The sequence below is a fragment of the Kitasatospora sp. NPDC041988 genome, assembly GCF_055588525.1.
In genome coordinates this window covers 49,449-67,464 of the sequence record NZ_JBVJCO010000009.1, presented here as the reverse complement: position 1 = coordinate 67,464, position 18,016 = coordinate 49,449, and the positions used below count along the sequence as shown (strand labels likewise).

Genomic DNA, 18,016 nt, shown 5'->3' with positions numbered 1-18,016 from the left:
GCCTCACGCCTCCAGTGCCGAGCGAAGGTCCCAGAGGGTGCGCCAGGTGCCGGCGCCCTGTTCGGCGCGGCGGCGGACGGGGCCGTCCCAGTAGCCGAGCAGGCGGGCGGCGTCCGTCGGGTCGTCCTTGCGGACGACGCCGATCAGCTGGCCGGGCAGCCGCCCGAGCAGGTCGCCGCCGTCGGGCAGGTAGGCGGCGGAGACGCCGAGGGCGGTGGCCACCGAGACGGCCTCGGCGGTGCTCATCACGGTGGACGGGCGTTCGACGTCCCACCCCTCGGTGGAGCGGCCGGTGCGCAGGTCGCGGAAGGCGGTGACGAGCGCCTCCAGCACGGCGTCGTCCACCGCGTACGGGGCGCCGGCGCGGGCGACGGCGACGGTGGACTGGCGGCGGACCAGCTCCACCTCGGCGGCGAGGCTGCCGATCGGGCCGACCGTCTCGAAGTTGAACCGCCGCTTGAGGGCGGCGGACATCTCGCTGACGCCCTTGTCCCGCAGGTTGGCGGTGGCGATCAGGGTGAAGCCGGCCGCGGCATGCAGCTGGCCGTCCGGGCTGCCGGCCAACTCGGGGACGGCGATGCGCCGTTCGGAGAGCAGCGAGACCAGGGCGTCCTGGACCTCGGGCAGGCAGCGGGTGACCTCCTCGACCCGGGCGACCGCGCCGGCGGTCATCGCGGTGAGCACCGGCGAGGGCACCAGGGCCTCCCGGCTCGGGCCCTTGGCGAGCAGCAGGGCGTAGTTCCACCCGTACTTGAGCTGGTCCTCGGTGGTGCCGGCGGTGCCCTGGACGGTGAGCGCGCTGGTGCCGCAGACGGCGGCGGCGAGCAGTTCGGAGAGCATCGACTTGGCGGTGCCGGGCTCGCCGACGAGCAGCAGGCCGCGCTCGCCGGCGAGGGTGACGACGCAGCGCTCGACCAACGCCCGCTCGCCGACGAACTTCTGCTCGATGGCGAGGCTCTTCCGCCCGGCCTTGAGCTTCTCGCCGTCGCTGCCCATCACGAAGGTGACGACGGCGCGCGGGGTGAGCCGCCAGCCCGGCGGGCGGGGGCCGGAGTCGTGCGCCGCCAGGAACTCCAGTTCGGCGGCGTACTTCTCCTCCGGCGGAACGATCTGCCGTGTCGGGGCCGCCGCCGCGGTCGTGGTCGTCGTGGTGGTCGCGCTCGCCGTCCCGGTCTCGCGAGCGGGAGCGGTCGCTGTCTCGGTGGTCTCGGTCATCGACGGGCCTTCCTGCGGTTGCTGGTCCGGAGCTCTTCGTAGCCGGGGGTGTCCCCGTCGCCGATCCGCTGCCAGGCCCGGGCGAACAGCTCCGGGACGGACAGGTGCGGCAGGACGGCGTGGTGGGTGGGCAGTTCGTACAGCCCGGCCTTCCAGGTCTCCGCCGGCAGGCCGGGGGCCTTGGCCTCCTGCCAGCCGCCGGGCAGGAAGAGGCTACGGCCGGCCCGGGCCCGCTTGGCCTCCAGCACCAGGCCGGTGGCGGCGAGTTCGGCGCGCGCCCGCTTCAGCCGGGCGGGCTTCCAGCCGGTCCACCGGGCGACGTTGCGGTCGGTCGGGTCGGGCAGGGCGAGCAGTTGGAGGTAGAGCGCGGCGGCGTCCTCGCCTAGGCCGTGCGCCTTGGCCGCCTCGGCGACCAGGTCGGGCGCGCCGAGCTGCGGGTCCTGCGCCCAGCCGGTCACCGCCCCGCCCTCGGGCCCGGACTGCGGCAGCGCCACCAGGCGCTCCAGCTCGCCGCTCAGGATCACCTGAAGTGCGCGCCGCTCACCGCCGAACCAGTAGCTGTCGGAGAGCCCGTCGAGCAGCTCCAGCAGCGGGTCGTCGGCGCCGGTGAGCCCGGCCGGGCGCAGCCAGATGTGCTCGTCGTCGCCGTGGCCGGGGGCCAGGACGAGCCCGTCTCCGCAGCGGACCAGACCGTCGGCGTCGGCGCCGCCCTCGGCCGGCAGGCCGTACCGGGTGCGCAGGACGGACGCCAGCTTCTGGCCCTTGACGGTGCGATGGAGGTCGTAGTCCAGCAGCAGGCCGGGGTCGGCGAGCCTGGCCCGCAGTGCGGTGACGGCCTGCGGCAGCAGCGGGCGCAGCGGGCTGTCGGCGGGCAGGTGGTAGGCCAGCCAGCGGAGCGCGTCGACGGTGCCGCTGAGCGTGTTGGTACCGGGCAGGGCGGCGGGGTCGTCGGGGCGGAGGCGGACGTCGCCGGCCTCGTCGGCGCGCACCCGGAAGCCGGTGGTGCGGCTGAGCCAGGCCGTCCTGGCGGGGTTGAGCACCGCCTCGATGTGGCCGATGCCGGCGCCGCTGACGGTGGCCTGGGCCTCCTCGGGCAGGGTGACGAGCTTTCCGAACCGCTCCGTCCAGCGGGCTGCGCCGGCGACGGTGTCGGGGCCCTCCGTCCAGAGGCTCTTCGGATCGGCGGGCAGCAGGGCGGCCCAGACGTCGGCGAGGCCGGTCCGGCCCCGGTCGCGGAGCCAGTCGCGGGCGGCCCTGGCCTCGCCGGACTTGAGGCCGTACTCCTTGAGCCGGTCGGCCGGGAACACGTTGCCGTACCACTGGAAGAGGTTGTCGGTGGGGTTGAGCAGCAGGGTGGCGCGGGTGGTGCCGATGCCCGTCCGCCCGGCGAAGTCGGCGGCGTGGCCGGCCTGGTGGGCGAAGCCGCCGTGCAGGGCGAGCAGGGCGGTGAACCGGGCCGTCCAGTCGGCGGTGAGGGTCTCCTCGGTGTTGCGCTCCTCCACGGTGGCGAACTGGGCGACCGGGCCGAAGGCGCCGCTCGGGTCGTGGTCGACGGCGAGCCAGTGCACCCGGTCGCCGCGGTGGTGACGGCAGCCCAGGACGATCACGGTGCGGTCGCCGTGCCGTAGCACCTGGCCGGTGCGCTTCTCGTGCTTGTGGTTCTTGGTCGAGTCGTTGAGCGGTTCGGTGAGGGTGATCTCGCGCAGGGTGGCGCCGCGGTCGGCGAGCGGGCCGCGGGTGAGTTCGGTGAGCAGCAGGGCGAGCGCGGACCGCTCGGCGCTTCCGGTGAGCGGGGCGGCCGCGGCGTAGGCGAGGGTCCCGAGCCGGCCGAGCAGGTGGAGCCAGCCGTGGTGGTTGTCGTCGCCTTGCAGTTCCACCTTCAGCGGGGCGGACCAGCCCTCGGTGCCCTCGGGCACGGCGGGCGGGTCGGCGAGGACGGCGGTGACGGTGCGCAGGTTGTTGACGACCCGCCACTGGCCGTCCTCCCCCCAGGACCGGCCGAAGCCGCCGAGGTCGGGGAGCAGGACGCCGACGGCATCGCGCAGGTCGTCGTCGCGGCCGTGCTCGGGCCGGTGAGCGGCGCTTCGGCGGGCGGTGCCGGCCTTGGGGCGCGCCTCGGCCTCGGGCTGCGGGACGAACCGGGCGACCCGGTCGAGCAGGTCGGCGGCGGCCCGGGCGAGCCCGGCGACGCCGGCGCGCAGCAGCGGGTGGGCGATGCCGGGCAGCGCCTCGCCGACCGCCGCGACGGGCACCCTGCTGCGGGACTTCTTGCCGTTGGCGAGCAGGCGCCGCTCGCCCTGGACGGTGAGCCAGCGCTGCTCCTCCGCGGCGACCGGCGCGGTGTCCACCGGCCAGGCGGCGTCGATCAGCCGGGCGGCCTGCTCGTCGGTGACGGCGCGCAGGACGAGCGAGCCCTCCTCGTCGCGCGGCGTCAGGGCGTGCCAGTGGACGAGCGGCGGGACGAACCCGGTGCCGGCGGCATCGAGCCCGCCGGCCCGGCAGACGCCCAGGTCGGCGGTGGTGCCGGTGGTTCCGTCCACCCGGATGCCGTCCGCGTGGGCACCGTTCGCGTGGGCACCGTCCGCCTGGGTGCGGTCGGCGTGGGCACCGTCGGCGTCGGGCAGGGCGAGAGCGAGGCTGCCGCCGCGCTGCTCGACGACCAGCGGGCGGGCGCCGCCGGGCAGGGCGAGCCGGCCGACCGGGAAGCGCTGGGCGTGGCTGCCGCCCCCGGACAGGACGAGGGTGGTGCCGTCGGCGGTACCGGTGGTGACTCGGCCCGCGTCGACCCGGACCCAGCTGCCGAGCGCGGCGCCGTCGGTGCCCAGCGGGGTGGACTCCAGCCCGGGCTGCATCGGCAGCAGCCGGGTGCGGTGCACGTCGAGCCGGCCGGCGGCCGCGGTGGCGGCGATCCGGGGCGGCTCGGCGGCGCGGCCGAGGGTGCCGGTGGCCGGGTCCAGCTCGGTGAGGAAGCCGCCGCCCTGGCCGTGGCGGACCGTCCAGTGGCCGGTGCCGTCGCCGATCACCGGATGCTCGCCGGGCATCCGGGTGTCGCCGGCGTGCAGCGGGCGCTCGCCGGTGGTCCGCCCGCCGCCCGGCAGCGGGAGGGACGGGGCGTCGGGCTCCTGGTTGCCGCCGTAGTAGCGGACGACGGTTTCGCCGCCGAGGAGGAAGGTCTCGGCGGGGCGGCCGGACCAGTAGGCGTGCTGCTTGCCCTCCCGGTACCAGGCGACCAGCAGTTCGCCGTCGACGTAGCGGAGCCGGGGCCGCTGCCACTGCTCCAGCTTGTCGGGGATGCGCAGGGTGTGCTCCAGCAGGATGCCCTGCGGGCCGGCCACCACGACCTGGTTCTTGCGGGCCAGGACGAGGTGCGGCCAGGCGTCCTCCGCGTACAGGCCCTCGGGGAGGTGGTTGCCGGCCGTGCCGCCGGGCGCCTCGCCCCGTTCGACACCGAGCCTGAGGAGCGCCTCTTCGAGGGCGGGCCAGCCGAGTTCGTCGAAGATGCCGGCCCGCAGGGTGCGGGCGAGCAGGCCGGCGACGTCGAGGCCGGCGATCCGCTCGGCGGCGGCCGGGTTCTCGGCGCGGATGGCGGACCGGCTGGTCCGCAGCTCGCGCAACAGGTCGGCGGCGCTCGCCAGGCCGCGGGCGGCGAGGAGTTCGTCGGCGCGCGCGTCGGACCACTCGACGAACAGCTCGCGCAGCACCGGGAGGGCAGGCACCTGCTTCGCCACGGCGGCGTCCCAGGCACCGGGGACGGCGGCGCGCAGCGCGGGCCGGAACCGGGGGTCGGCGGCGAGCGCGGCGAGCGTGCGGCTGCCGGGGCCGGACTGGGCGACCCAGGCGCCCAGGTCGAGGGCGAGGCCGTCGGCGGGGTCGGCGACCGGGACGCCCTCGGCGAGCAGCAGGTCGAGGACCTCGATCAGGGTGGTGCTCCGGCGGCCGCCGAGGAGGTCGACCGGCACGTCGTCCGCGCGAAGCCGCCCCGCCATCCGCCCGGCGAGTGCGACGGTCTCGGTGCTGAGGCCCCGGCTGCGCCAGCCCCGGCCGATGTGGCCCAGCCAGCGCTGCAGCCAGGCGGCGGCCGGCTCGACGGGCCCGGCACCGTCCAGCGGCCCGGTGCGCGGCCCGGTGAGCTGCTGTTCGGCGCCGCTCTCGGCGAGGACGGCGAGCCAGGAGGCGTCCTGGGCGTTCTGGTCGGCGGCGCCGGCCGGGTCGGGCAGGAGCTCCAGCAGGCGGGCGCGGACCGTCCCGTCGCTGCGGCCGAGGTCGATGACGGCGCCGTGCCAGGACTTCCAGAAGGCGCCGGGCGCCCGGTTGACGGCGGGTGAGGCGAGCAGCTCGGCGAGGAGCGCCCGCTCGTGCTCGGTGCGATCCAGCCCGGCGGCCCGGATCAGGGCGCGGGCGTCCTCGGCCACGCCCGCGTACGGGGCCATGCCGGCCGCCGAGCGCTCGGTGCAGAGCTGGCGGAACCGCTGCCAGGCGGTGAGCGGGTCCAGCCGGCCGCTCAGCTCCCTGACGTACTGCCGCAGCGCCTTGACGGTGAGCGCGCCGGCCAGCGCGAACTCCAGGAAGACGGCGCGCAGCCGCTCCTCGTCCACGGTGAGGCTGTGGGTGCGCTCGGCCTCGCGGGCCTTGCCGAAGAAGGTGCCGGCGTAGGTCTGGTTGCCCTGTTCGAGGAAGATCCGGCCGACCTCCTCGCAGTAGGTGGGCAGGAAGTGCGGCACGGCGCGGCCGAGGCGCACGGCGAGCGCCTCGAAGCCGTCCTTGGCGTGCCCGGGCTTGGACTTGGCCTGCCGGGCGAGCCGCTCCATCTCCTTGACCAGGGCGAGCGCGTGGTGCCCGTTGGCCGGGTCGTGGACCAGCGCCCAGGCCGGGAAGCCCAGCGCCTCCTGGCGGACCTGGCCGACCTCGGCCGGCGCCTCCGCGGGTTCGAGGCCGAGGAACTCGACCGCCAAGTCCTCGGCGGGGCCGAGCGCGCCGGGCACGAGCCGGACGATGCGGCGGCCGTCGAGCGCCGGGTGGGCGTAGCTGCGGGCGGTGAGCACGTCGGCGGGGCTGTCGGGCTGCCCGGCGCCGGGCAGGGTGCCGGCCGGGAGCACCGCTCCGGCGTCCAGCAGGCGCTCGTTCAGTCCGGTGGTGTCCGTGTGGCCGGTGTCCGTGTGGCCGGTGTTCATTCCGCTGGTGCTCATGCGGCTTCCTCCCCTTCGATCGTGCGGCCGGCGTGCAGCGCGGCAGCCAGCCGCATGCCCTCGGACCAGGCGACCGGCCCGACCTGGGCGAGCGGCAGGACCTTGCCGCCCGGGCCCGTCCAGCTGAGTGCGCCGGTCTCACACTCGTCGTAGTCGTAGAAGTCGCCGACCCAGACGCGGGCCTCCAGTGCGACACCGCCCTCGACGACCGGCAGGACGGCGTGGCCGCCTCGCACCCGGTAGCCGAGCCGGGCACAGCGGCCGAGCAGCTCGCGCAGCTCCTTGTAGCGGCCGCCGGCGTACGTGGTGACCTCCGTGCCGGGCGCGTCGGCGCCGGCCGGGCGGTGCCAGACCTCCCGGTACAGCTGCTGGACCTGCTGGGCGACGCCGAGTTCGACGGCGAACTCGCGCAGCTCGTCCAGGTCGTCCAGGAGGACGGGGTGGGGTATCCGGATCTCGCCGTCGGTGAGGCGCACCGTGTCCCCGTCGAGGTCGACCAGGCCGAGCCCGCGCTCGGCGTCTGCGCCGCGCAGGAACCCGGCGACCGAACCGTCCGCCCCGGTGACCACCAGGTCGCGCAGGACCTCCTGCCAGGCCTCGTCGGCCCAGACGGCGGTGATCACGGCGGCGGGCACCGGCAGCGAGCGCACCATCCACCGCTCGACGTCGTCCAGGCAGCGCCGCCGGTGCGCGGCCAGCCACTCGGTGAGCTGCCTGAGCCCGGTGACCACCGGATCGTCGTTCAGCTTCGACGGGACGGCCTTCAATTGGCGGCCCGCCGCGTTGCGGCAGACCACCTTGCCCTCCTCGTCGAGCGCGACTTGGTAGCCGCCCGCTCCCGCTTCCACCCACGCCACGGCCGCTCTCCTCCCAGCTGGTCAGTGATGGGAGGAACGTAACGGGACACACTGACAACGCGTCCGCCGCCGCTTCGCCGGGGTCATCGGCGGTGCGGCGGCGGTCCGGTAGCGGCGGTGGTGCGGCGGTGCGTTGCCGGTCAGACACGCGACAAGCCGGCCGGGACCGGCTCCGGGTTGCCGTCCACCGGCAGGGGCGCGGCGGCGGCCGGCGTGCGGAAGCCCCAGACGATCAGCCGGCAGGCCAGCGCCAGTTCCCAGGCGAACACCGGGGCGGCGGCCAGCGATCCCCACGCCGAGAGCTGCCCGTAGAGGCCGAACAGCACGGCGATCGCCGAGGCGAAGATCAACGGGCCGCCGAGCAGGCCCAGGACGGCGATGAACCGCGGCACGAGCCCCGACCGGTAGAGCAGATGCGCCACCAGCACGGTGTTGGCGCCCAGCACGAAGTTCGGCCCGAGCAGGAAGGTCCAGTCGTGGACCGCGAGCAGCGCCCTGCCGACGGTGCGGGCCGCCGCCGGATCCGTTCCCGCCCCGCTGTTCTGACGGAGCGTCACGATCGAGAGAAGGCTGACGATGCCGACGGTGATGACCGCCGCCTCCAGGGTGCGCAGGCCGAGATAGCCGAGCGCGGCACCTTCGCCGTACCGCCGGACGACGGGGAACAGTGCGATCGCCGTGCCGACGACGGCCAGGGCGAGCACCACCTCGAACAGCGCCCCCAGCAGCACCCGGCCGTCCGGGCCGGGGCCGACGACGAAGTCAGGGTCGCTCAGCACCGGGCCGTAGAGGATCAGCCCGCCGATCGAGGCGGCGTGGGTGACCAGGTAACACACGCCCGCCACTGTGGCGAGCCTTCTCGAGGGGATCACCGGGACTCCTTCACTGGCACGGTCGGCCGCATCCGGCACGCGAGGTGTACGGCGTACACCTTCGCCGATGACGCTAGGGTGTACCGCGTACACCTGTCAAGGAAGGATCGGCCCGGGGCCGGTCCGAGCAGGGTCCGGGCCGAGCGGAGTCCGGGCCTAGCGGAGTCCGGGCCGAGCCCGAGGAGAGGCGGTCAGGAGATGGCCCAGCAGACGAACGCCACCGCGCGTCGGACCACCCTGAACCGGGACCGTGTGCTGCGCGCGGCCGTCGCGCTTGCCGACCGGTCGGGCATCGAGGCGCTGAGCATGCGCAGCCTCGCCCAGGAGTTGGGCGTCGTGCCGATGGCGCTCTACAAGCACGTGGCGAACAAGGAGGAGCTCCTCGACGGGATGGTCGACGTCGTCATCGGGGAGATCGGTGAAGACAGCGGCCCGAGGACCGGCGCGAGGGCCGACGCGAGGGCCGATGCGTCGGCCGGCGACGCCGAGTGGAAGAGCACCGCCCGCCGGCACATCCTCTCGGCCCGGCATGCACTGCTGCGGCACCCGTGGGCCGCACGCGTCATCGAGTCGCGAACCAGCCCCACCCCCGGCGTCCTCGGCTACCTCGACTCCCTGATCGGAACGCTCCTGGCCGGCGGCCTCTCGGCGGACCTCACCCACCACGCGATGCACGCCCTGGGCAGCCGGGCGTGGGGATTCACGCAGGAACTGCTGCCCACCGCGCCGAGCCCCGACCCGCAGGTGCAGGAGGCCGCCCTGCGCGAGCTGGCCGTCCGGCACCCCCACATCGCCGAGATCGCCACCAGCCGGCCCCACGACGACGGCACCGTGGTGGGCCAGGGCTGCGACGACCAGTTCGAGTTCGAGTTCGCGCTCGATCTCCTGCTGGACGGTGTCGACCGGCTCCACCGGCAGGGCTGGTCCTCCGCCGGCCACGCCTGACCGACCTCACCCGAGGCCGGCCTCGACTGAAGCCGACCTCGCCTCGAACCGCCCGGCGTCCTACGGGATCGTCAGACGTCCTACAGGATCGTCAGACGCAGGAGGCGGTCGTCCCCCGGCTTGGGGTCGCCGCGCCCGTCGGTGTTGTCGGTGAGCACCAGCAGGGTGCCGTCCCGGTCGGCGACGACCGTGCGCAGGCGGCCGTAGGCGCCGTTGAAGAACTCCTGTGGGGCAGAAGCGAGATGCTCGCCGTCGAGCGGGACGCGCCAGAGCCGGGTGCCGCGCAGCGCCGCCACCCAGACGGCCCCCTGGGCATAGGCGATGCCGCTCGGGGACGCCTCGGAGGTGCGCCACTCGGCCACCGGGTCGGTGAACTCGGGCCGGTTGCCGACGCCCTCGACGACCGGCCAGCCGTAGTTGCCGCCGGCGTGGATCAGATTCAGCTCGTCCCAGTTGTCCTGACCGAACTCCGAGGCCCAGAGGCGGCCTTCGGGATCCCAGGTGAGCCCCTGCACGTTGCGGTGGCCGTAGGAGTAGACGGGCGATCCGGGGAAGGGGTTGCCGGGGGCGGGGGTGCCGTCGGGGGCCAGCCGGAGGATCTTGCCGCCGAGCGAGCCCTTGTCCTGGGCGAGCGCGCTGTTGCTGCTGTCGCCGGTGCCCGCGTAGAGCAGCCCGTCCGGACCGAACGCGATCCGGCCGCCGTTGTGCCGGGGACCACGCGGAATACCCGTCAGCAGAACCGAGACATCGCCCAGCTGCTGCCCGGCGGGCCGCGTCGGGTCGTACGGGAAGCGGACGATGCGGTTGTCGTCGGCGGTGCTGAAGTACGCGTAGACCAGGTGGTCGGTGGCGTAGCCGGGCGACAGTGCGAGGCCGAGGAGGCCGCCCTCGCCGCCGGGGACCACACCGGGGACGGTGCCGGCCTCGGTCTTGCCGCCGTCCTTCGCGGCGATGCGGAGGACCTGCCCGTTGTCCCGTTCGGAGACCAGGAAGTCCCCGTCGGGCAGCACCACCAGGCCCCAGGGCGATGCCAGTCCGTCGGCGACCGTCGCCCGGACCGCCACCGACGGCGTGGCGGCCGGCGAGGCGGGGGACGCGAGGGTGGGAGTGCCGGCCGACGGCACCTCGGACGCGCCCGGCGTGGGCGCCGCGGAGTTCGAGGCCCCGGGAGCCGCGGAGGAACAGCCACCGACCGCGCCGGACCCGAACAGCACGGTCAGCAGGGCGACCACAGAACGACGGCGCATGGACGTCTCCTCCAGAGAGCCTGGTGCAGCTGCCGCGCGGCAGACACGGCCGCGACCAGCTCACCACACCGGCCGCCGCTCAGCCCTCGGCACGCGCCGCGTCGGCGGACCCGACCGGCTGCCGGCCGTCCGTCCGGAGGTGCACCCGCCCCTCGCCCGGGCCGGGGCCGGCCACCCCCGTCACGACGTGGCCGCGGCCGCCCGGGCGCCCGTCCGCGCCCCCGGCCGGGGCACGATCACCGGCGCGCCGTCGCCGGGCGCCGCCAGCACGTCGCTGTCGATGTCGTACAGCGCCCGCACCAGCGGAGCGTCCACCACCTCGCGCGGCGCCCCGCAGGCGACCACCTTGCCGTCGCGCATCGCGACGACGAGGTCCGCGTACCGGGCCGCCGCCGCGAGGTCGTGCAGGACCATGACGACGGTGCGCCCGCCCGCCGCCACCTCGCGGACCAGCTCCAGCACCTCGACCGCGTGCCCGAGGTCGAGTGCGCTGGTGGGCTCGTCCAGCAGGACGACGGGCGCGTCCTGTGCCAACACCATGGCGAGCCAGCAGCGTTGGCGCTGGCCGCCGGAGAGGCGGTCCAGCCTGCGGTCGGCGAAGGCGTCGACTCCGGTGGCCCGCAGCGCCTCGGCGGTGAGCCGCTCGTCGTCCGCCGACCACTGGCGGAACAGGCCCTGGTGCGGATGGCGCCCGTAGCGGACCAGCCCGGCGACGGTGACCGCCTCGGGCGCCTGCGGGCTCTGCGGGAGCAGCGCGACCCGGTGCGCGGCCTGACGGGGGCGCAGCCGCCAGATGTCCTCGCCGCCGACCAGCACCCGCCCCGCGTCCGGCCGGTGGAGCCGGGCGATCGAGCGCAGCAGGGTGGACTTGCCGCAGCCGTTCGGGCCGACGATCGCCACCACCTGCCCGGCGGGCAGGGTGAGGTCGACGCCGCCGAGCACCGGGCGCCCGGGGCCGTAGCCGGCGGTGAGCCCTTCTACCGTCAACTCCATGGACGTTTCCTCCGGTTGGGCCGGTCAGCGAATGACGGGAAGCGGGAAGCCGGGAGCGGGAAGTCGGGAACGGCGACGGCGGGCACCACCCGCCGGAGCACCCGCCTACTTCGCGCCGAGGGCCTTGCTGATGTCGCCGATGACCACGTCGGCGGCGAGCGGGCCCCCGCGGGTCGACCAGACCGAGCCGTCCACGGTGACGGCGTGGTTGTTCTTCACCGCGCCCAGCTCCTGGTAGGCGGGCTTGGACTGGACGTCCCTCAGCGCGGCCTTGCCGTCGTCGGTGAGGGTGGAGAGGAAGAGCCAGTCGCCGTCGATCTCGTTGATCTTCTCCAGGCTGAGCGCCGGGGTGTGCGCGTTGCCGTCCTTGTCCTGGGCCTTCGGACGGGTCAGGCCCATGTCGAGGGCGACGCCACTGGCGAACTGCTTCTTCTCCATCCAGCTCGGCCCGGTCGGGTTCCAGCGGACGATGGAGACGGCGGCACCCTTGTTCGCGCCCAGCTCGCCGCCGGTCTTGGCGGCCTTGGCGTCGTAGTCGGCGATGACCTTGTTGGCCTGGTCCAGCTTGTTGACGGCGTTTCCGATACCGCGGAAGGAGAGCTTCCACTCGTCGGTCGGGGCCATGGTGACCAGCGTCGCCGGGGTGATCTCGCGCAGCTGCTTGAGCACCTGCTCGTCCTGCATGTCGCCGGCCAGGATCAGGTCGGGCTTGGCGGCGATCACCTTGTCCATGACGGGCTGGAGCAGGTTGCCGACCACCGGGATGCCCTGGACCTTGTCCTTGAGGTACGCCGGCGGCTCGTTGAGGCCCTGGCCGTTGGTGATGCCGACCGGCTTGACGCCGAGGGCGAGCACCGCGTCCAGGTCCTCCTGGGTGAGGGTGACGATCCGCTTGGGCTCGGCGGGGATCTCGACGGCCTTGCCGGTGGCGTCCTTGACGGTCCGCTTGCCGCCGCCGGCGCCGCCCGCCGCGTCCGCGGCCGGGCTGCCGGAGGAGGCCCCCTTGTCGGCGGAGCCCTTGTCGGAGGAGCCGGAGGAGCCGCAGCCGGCGAGCAGGAGCGCCGCCGCCCCGGTGGCGGCCAGGGCCTGGACCGCACGGCGGCGGACGAGGTGGAGCGGGCTCTGGTCGGTCGACATGTGTGCCTCCGGGCAGCGGTGTTGCAGTCGGGTGGAGCAGGCGAATGGTGCGGAGGAGCGGCGGGTACGAGTGGCGGGTACGAGCGGCGCGCAGCCGGGCGGCTCGCCGATCACCCTAGCCATTAGGTTAGCCTTACCTTATGACATTGTCGCAAGTGGGTGCCGCCGAGCAGGCCCGCACCGGCCCCGACGCCGGAGATCCACCCCCCGGACGGGCCCGCCGCACCACCTGGCTCACCGTCGGCGGCATCGTCGCGGCCCTGCTCGCGCTCACCGCGCTCTCGCTCTCCGTCGGGGCCGGCGAGGTCGGCCCCAGCCGGGTGCTCGACTACCTGATCGACCGCGGCGGCGCCCGCAGCGACAGCCGGCTCGCCCTGGTCGTGGGCGACCTGCGCCTCCCCCGCACCCTCACCGCGCTGCTGGTGGGCGCCGCACTCGGGGTGGCCGGGGCCCAACTCCAGTCCGTCACCCGCAATCCGCTCGCCGAGACCGGCCTGCTCGGCGTCAACGCGGGCGCCTCGCTCGGCGTCGTCCTCGGCATCGCCGTGCTCGGCGTGCAGACCTCCTACGGCTACCTCGCCTTCGCCTTCGGCGGCGCCGTGCTCGCCAGCACCCTCGTCCTGCTGATCGCCGGCAGCCGGGGCGGCGGCTCGCCGATGCGGCTGGTGCTCGGCGGCTCGGCCGTCGGCGCCACCTTCGGCGGCCTCACCGGCGTGCTGATAGTCAACTCCCCCGAGGCGTACGACCGGTACCGGGTCTGGGTGCTCGGCTCGCTGGCCGGCGTCGAGGGCTGGACGACGCTGCGCCAACTCGCCCCCGTCCTCGGCGTGGGCTTCCTGGTGGCCGCGTTCACCACCCGGCCGCTCTCCGCGCTCGCACTCGGCGACGACCTCGCCCGCGGCCTCGGCCACCGGCCCGGCGCGACGCGCGCGGCGGTCGCCGTGGCCGTCACCCTGCTCACCGCCTCGGCAGTGGCGCTGGCCGGCCCGATCTCCTTCCTCGGCCTGCTCGCCGGCTTCCTCGCCCGCGCCGTCGCCGGCCCCCGGGTCGGGCGGCTCACCCTGCTCGCCGGGCTGGTCGGCGCGGCCGTGCTGACCGGCGCCGACGTGCTCGCCCGCGTGGTGGCCCGGCCGTTCGAGGCGCCGGTCTCGGTGATCGTCGCCCTGGTCGGCGCACCCACGCTGATCGCCATCGTCCGCTCCCGGAAGATGGCCGCGCTCGGCATGACCGACACCGCGCCCACCGAGTCCTCCCCCGCACGCGAGGAGGCCAAGGCCGCCAAACCCGACCTGGTGCTGCGGCGCGGCGCGCTCTCCTTGCTGCTCCCGCGCCGGTCCGTACCGGCCACGCTGGGCCTCGCCGCCGCCCTGCTCGCCGCCGTCGTCCTCTCCGCGCACGCCGGGCAGAGCGAACTCGACCTCGGCCGCACCTTCCGGGCCGTCTTCGGCTACGGCGACCGGCTGGACGTGCTGCTGGTGCAGAAGTTCCGGCTCGGCCGGATCGTCGCGGGCCTGGCCGCCGGCGCCGCGCTCGGCCTGGCCGGCTGCCTCACCCAGACGCTCGCCCGCAACCGGCTCGCCACCCCCGAACTCCTCGGCGTCAACGACGGCGCCACGGCGGCCGTGCTGTTCTCCGTCACCGCCTCTGGCACGTTCGGCGCCTGGTGGGCCGGGCCGCTCGGCGCCCTGGCCGCCGTCCTGGTGGTCACCTTCGTCTCCGGCGGGCTCGGCGCGCGCGGATACCGGGTGCTCGTCGTCGGGCTCGCCATGTCGGCGCTCGCCTCGGCGGTCATCCAGGTGGCGATGGCCCGCCGATCGCTCAACTCGGCCGGTTCGCTGTACGTGTGGACGTCCGGCTCCCTCAACGGGCGCGACTACGCGGTGGCCACGCCGGTGCTGATCGGCCTGGCCGTGCTGGTGCCACTGGCACTGGTCGTCGCCCGGCGGCTGGCCGTGCTGCGCTTCGACGACAACGTGGCGTCCTCGCTGGGCGTCGATCCGGCACGGGTCCGGCTCGCCTGCCTGCTGCTGGCCGTCGCGCTGGCCGGGCTCGCCGTCGGCGTCTGCGGGCCGGTCGGCTTCGTCGCGCTCGCCGCGCCGGTGATCGCCACACGGCTCGCCGGGCCGGCGCGGGTGCCGGTGCTCGGCTCAGCGCTGGCCGGAGCGGTGCTCGTCGTCCTCTCCGACACGCTCGGCCGGGTGCTGATCGGCGGTGTCGAGATCCCCGTCGGCATCGTCACCACCGTCCTCGGCGGGCCCTTCCTGCTCTGGGTGTTGCTCGGCCGCAAGGGCAACCCCGCCTAGTTCTTCGAGGAGTTACCGACATGCAGAGTGAACTTGGCCTGTCCGACGACGAGTTCTGGGCGCGCGTGGCCACCGAGGGCGCGCCGCTGGTCGATCCAGACCCGGACGACCCGGCGTACCGGCTGGTCACCTTCGTCCACCGGGACGACCCGGCCGACCCGTGCGACGGTGTGCTCGCCCTCCTCCACACCGTCACCGACAAGGACCGGCACGCGGGGGACCTCACGCCCCACCTGATGGAGCGCCGAGCCGGCGGGTGGGCCCGCACCTACCGCCTGCGCGCCGACCACCGGGCCTCGTACCAGCTGTACCCCGTCCGCGGCCCCGTGCCCGGCACCGCGCGCGCCGACTGGCTCCGCGTCCTGGACGGCGCCCGCCCCGACCCGCTCGCCCACGGCCCCCGGCTGCCCGCCCGCGACGGCCGGCACCCGTCCTCGGTGCTCGCCCTGGCCGACGCGCCCGCCCAGCCGCACGCGGAGCGGCGGGACGGCGTGCCGCGCGGGCGGACGGTCACGGCCGAGGTGGCCGGGCGGCGGGTGGACGTCCACCTGCCGGCCGACACCTCGGGGGGCCCGCACCCGGTGCTGGTCCTGCTCGACGGGGAGATGTGGGGCGACGTCCTGTCGGTCGGCGACACCCTCGACAGCCTCGCGGCGGACGGGGTGATCCCGCCGACCGTCGCCCTCCTCGTCCACACCATGGGCCCCGGCCGCCCCGACGACCTCAGCTGCAACCCGGCGTTCGTGGACTTCCTCGCCGACCGCCTGCTCCCCTGGGCGGCCGAGGAGTACGGCACGGCGCTCGCACCCGACCGCACGGTGATCGCCGGGCAGAGCGCGGGCGGTCTGACCGCGGCGTTCGCGGCGTTCCGGCGGCCGGAGCGGTTCGGCAACGCACTCTCGCAGTCGGGCTCGTTCTGGTGGCCGGACGAGACGGAGTCCGACGAGGGCAGCGAGTGGCTGACCCGGCAGTTCGCGGCGCGCGCGCGGCGGGCGGCCAGGTTCTACCTGGAGGTCGGCCTGCAGGAGTGGATGCTGCTCCCGCAGAACCGCCACCTGCGGGACGTGCTGGTCGCGCGGGACTACGACGTCGAGTACCGCGAGTTCAACGGCGGTCACGACTACGCCTGTTGGCGCGGCGGCCTGGCCGACGGGCTGGCCCACCTGCTGGGTTCACCCGGACGCGCGGTGTAGGGCTTGGACGATTCGCACACCCGGGCCAGGCCGGCCCCAACTCGCCTTCTCCCCTGCCACCTGGACCGACTTCCCCGGCTCACGCCGGGTCGGCCGCCTCCTGACGCTCCGGCTCGGGGCGGAGGCCCCACCAGGTGGAGGCGAGCAGCAGGGCTCCCGGGATGATGCCCGCGACCGCCGCGATGACGGCGGCGGAGGCGCCGCACGCGGCCAGGATCAGGCCGGCAGCACCGCAGGCGGACATCGCCGCCGCCAGCCCGTGCACCGAGGGCATCTGCCAGACGACCGCAAGCCCGAAGAAGTGCACGCCGACCACCAGGGCGATCCAGGCGACCGTGGCGCGCGGGGCGTGCAGCAGATCGTTGATGAGGATCATGCCCGCCAGGCCGACCACCACCTCGGCGGCCACCACGAGGCGGTAGCCCCGGCCGAAGAGCTTCGGCGCCGTCGAGGCCGCGGCGTTCTGCGACGCACTGGCGCGTCGCAGTGCGCGAAACAGCCAGAGGAAGGTGGCAATCGCCAGCATCCGCAAGGGAATACCGGCGGCCGGGGGCAGGGTGCCGGCGTTCACCAGAATGAAGACGAGTCCGAATATAGCGCCGATGAGCCGGCCGGTCTGGTTCGATGTCACGGCGCACAGTCTCCCCGATGTCGATCACCGCGCAAAGCCGCGGGCCTCGCGCGTGACCTGGGGCGGAACCGTCAGCCTCGTTCTCCGGACCCACCGATGCCGACCGGTCGTCACCCAGGCTTCCCGGATGACGATCCGTGGCTCACCCCAGGCGTTCCGCCGTCGGATCCGTGGGCGTGTTGGACACACAGTTCGTAGGCGATCACCCACTAGTCTGCGTCGACGAAGTGACTGGTGACGTCACAGCGACGAAAGGACTGATCATGGTGGAGAACTACGCGGATCTGCCGGCGCCGGAGTCCGTGCGCATCATCCCCTTCGACGAGGCGAAGGCCGTCCCGGGGATCGTTCCGGGCACCTTCATCCTCGTCGTCAGCGGGGTCATGCCCTACGTCAACATGACGGTTCGCCTGTCGCCACTGGTCTACGTCGAGCGGCCGGTGTACTGGGGCATCGAGGTCGTCGGCTCGCTGCCCGGCATCGGACTCCCCGCCACCGCCCCGTACACGGTGTCCCTGCCGCTGGACGGCATCCTGGGGACCAGGGGCATCGAGGTGATCGGGGCGAACAGGACCGAGCAGATCGCCGTCCCCTAGCGGCGACGCGGCCCGGCCTAGGCTGTGGGTGAGCTCCGAGGAGACACGTGGAACAGCGGGTGCACATACACAAGGTGCGGCTGGGCGGCAACGAAGTCCGGGTGATCCGGTCGGCCCCGGCCCCGGCTCGGTTGGCGCTGCGCGACGACGGCCACTGGCTGTCGATGTACGCCGACCGGGACGGCGCCGACCGGCTCGCCGCCATGTGGGCGCTGGCCGCCCGGTCCGCCCGGTCGCTGGTCTACCTGCCGATCCGGGCCAACCCCGTCCCCGACGGCGTCGTCAGCGACGGGGAACCGGTCTCGCTGGACCTCGTCCTGGCCCACCACAGCCTGCAGTTCCCGACCGCGTCGTGGAAGCAGGTCCGGGCGCGACTCGGTGCCGGCGAACCCCACACCGCAACCACCCCGGACCGGGACTTCCCCGACGAGAGCGCCGTCGACCATCAGCGTCGGCACTACCGGACGTACCGCGACCACCTCGGTTTCGACATCGCCGCCCACACCCTCTTCGTCGTGGGCAGCTCCACCGCGTTCCGCGAGCACGGCACCGCGCTCCGCGGCCTCGTCGACCAGGCCCCGTCATACCTGCACCGCTACCCGGACGCGGGGCACTTCTGCGTCGAACTCAGCTCCGGCCCCTGGGCACGGGCGCGGACCCGTCGGCACGTACCCGCCCACCTGCACATCCAGTACTGCAACGCCTGGTGACCGTGGCGGCCCGGCCGGCGTGCCCGGCCGAGGGCTCCGGCGTCCCGGTGCGCCGCAGCCGGGGGTGCCGCTGCCCGTGGACCGCCGGGTGGGTGGCCCCCGACAGTCCACGGGCAACGGCCTGGCGGGGT

The 18,016-nt window shown here is 74.8% G+C and carries 13 protein-coding genes; 5 read left to right on the top strand and 8 right to left on the bottom strand.

Going from position 1 to position 18,016, the window contains the following annotated elements:
• Positions 1 to 3: 3 nt before the first annotated feature.
• The 4 genes from ACZ6NC_RS11735 to ACZ6NC_RS11720 form a co-directional block, all read right to left on the bottom strand.
• A complete protein-coding gene (locus tag ACZ6NC_RS11735) occupies positions 4 to 1,215 on the bottom strand; it encodes an ATP-binding protein (protein ID WP_465731474.1) in 1,212 nt (403 codons plus the stop codon).
• A complete protein-coding gene (locus ACZ6NC_RS11730; RefSeq protein WP_465731472.1) occupies positions 1,212 to 6,401 on the bottom strand; it encodes a hypothetical protein in 5,190 nt (1,729 codons plus the stop codon). The genes ACZ6NC_RS11735 and ACZ6NC_RS11730 overlap by 4 nt, the downstream gene beginning before the upstream one ends.
• Positions 6,398 to 7,258, bottom strand: coding sequence for a DUF4132 domain-containing protein (locus ACZ6NC_RS11725; RefSeq protein ID WP_465731470.1), 861 nt, complete (start codon positions 7,256 to 7,258; stop codon positions 6,398 to 6,400). Before ACZ6NC_RS11725 ends, ACZ6NC_RS11730 begins: the two co-directional genes overlap by 4 nt.
• 140 nt (positions 7,259 to 7,398) lie before the next feature.
• Positions 7,399 to 8,130 carry a DUF4386 domain-containing protein gene (locus ACZ6NC_RS11720; RefSeq protein ID WP_465731468.1) on the bottom strand — a complete coding sequence of 244 codons (732 nt, stop codon included), beginning with the start codon at positions 8,128 to 8,130 and terminating at the stop codon, positions 7,399 to 7,401.
• Positions 8,131 to 8,328: 198 nt separating this feature from the next.
• On the opposite strand from ACZ6NC_RS11720, the gene ACZ6NC_RS11715 reads away from it, so the two are divergent.
• Entirely contained in the window at positions 8,329 to 9,075 is a 747-nt protein-coding gene (locus ACZ6NC_RS11715) for a TetR/AcrR family transcriptional regulator (RefSeq protein ID WP_465731466.1), read from the top strand.
• A gap of 80 nt (positions 9,076 to 9,155) precedes the next feature.
• On the opposite strand, the gene ACZ6NC_RS11710 is transcribed toward ACZ6NC_RS11715, so the two are convergent.
• The 3 genes from ACZ6NC_RS11710 to ACZ6NC_RS11700 all read right to left on the bottom strand — a co-directional run bounded on the left by ACZ6NC_RS11710 (position 9,156) and on the right by ACZ6NC_RS11700 (position 12,452).
• The gene (locus ACZ6NC_RS11710; RefSeq protein ID WP_465731464.1) at positions 9,156 to 10,322 is read right to left on the bottom strand and encodes a PQQ-dependent sugar dehydrogenase; all 1,167 of its coding nucleotides are present in this window, start codon (positions 10,320 to 10,322) and stop codon (positions 9,156 to 9,158) included.
• 180 nt (positions 10,323 to 10,502) lie between these two features.
• Positions 10,503 to 11,315, bottom strand: coding sequence for an ABC transporter ATP-binding protein (locus ACZ6NC_RS11705; RefSeq protein WP_465731462.1), 813 nt, complete (start codon positions 11,313 to 11,315; stop codon positions 10,503 to 10,505).
• Between the two features lie 105 nt (positions 11,316 to 11,420).
• On the bottom strand, positions 11,421 to 12,452 hold the full coding sequence (locus ACZ6NC_RS11700; protein WP_465731460.1) for an ABC transporter substrate-binding protein: 1,032 nt from the start codon (positions 12,450 to 12,452) through the stop codon (positions 11,421 to 11,423).
• A 140-nt stretch (positions 12,453 to 12,592) separates the two neighbouring features.
• Between ACZ6NC_RS11700 and fhuB the strand changes: the two genes are divergently transcribed.
• Both fhuB and fes read left to right on the top strand, forming a co-directional pair.
• Entirely contained in the window at positions 12,593 to 14,755 is a 2,163-nt protein-coding gene (fhuB, locus tag ACZ6NC_RS11695) for a Fe(3+)-hydroxamate ABC transporter permease FhuB (protein WP_465731458.1), read from the top strand.
• Positions 14,756 to 14,775: 20 nt separating this feature from the next.
• Positions 14,776 to 15,948, top strand: coding sequence for an enterochelin esterase (gene fes / locus ACZ6NC_RS11690; RefSeq protein WP_465731456.1), 1,173 nt, complete (start codon positions 14,776 to 14,778; stop codon positions 15,946 to 15,948).
• A gap of 79 nt (positions 15,949 to 16,027) precedes the next feature.
• On the opposite strand, the gene ACZ6NC_RS11685 is transcribed toward fes, so the two are convergent.
• On the bottom strand, positions 16,028 to 16,579 hold the full coding sequence (locus ACZ6NC_RS11685) for a hypothetical protein (protein ID WP_465731455.1): 552 nt from the start codon (positions 16,577 to 16,579) through the stop codon (positions 16,028 to 16,030).
• Between the two features lie 263 nt (positions 16,580 to 16,842).
• On the opposite strand from ACZ6NC_RS11685, the gene ACZ6NC_RS11680 reads away from it, so the two are divergent.
• Complete coding sequence (locus ACZ6NC_RS11680; protein WP_465731453.1) at positions 16,843 to 17,175, top strand: hypothetical protein; 333 nt, start codon at positions 16,843 to 16,845, stop codon at positions 17,173 to 17,175.
• A gap of 59 nt (positions 17,176 to 17,234) precedes the next feature.
• The gene (locus ACZ6NC_RS11675) at positions 17,235 to 17,885 is read left to right on the top strand and encodes a hypothetical protein (protein WP_465731451.1); all 651 of its coding nucleotides are present in this window, start codon (positions 17,235 to 17,237) and stop codon (positions 17,883 to 17,885) included.
• Positions 17,886 to 18,016 lie beyond the last annotated feature (131 nt).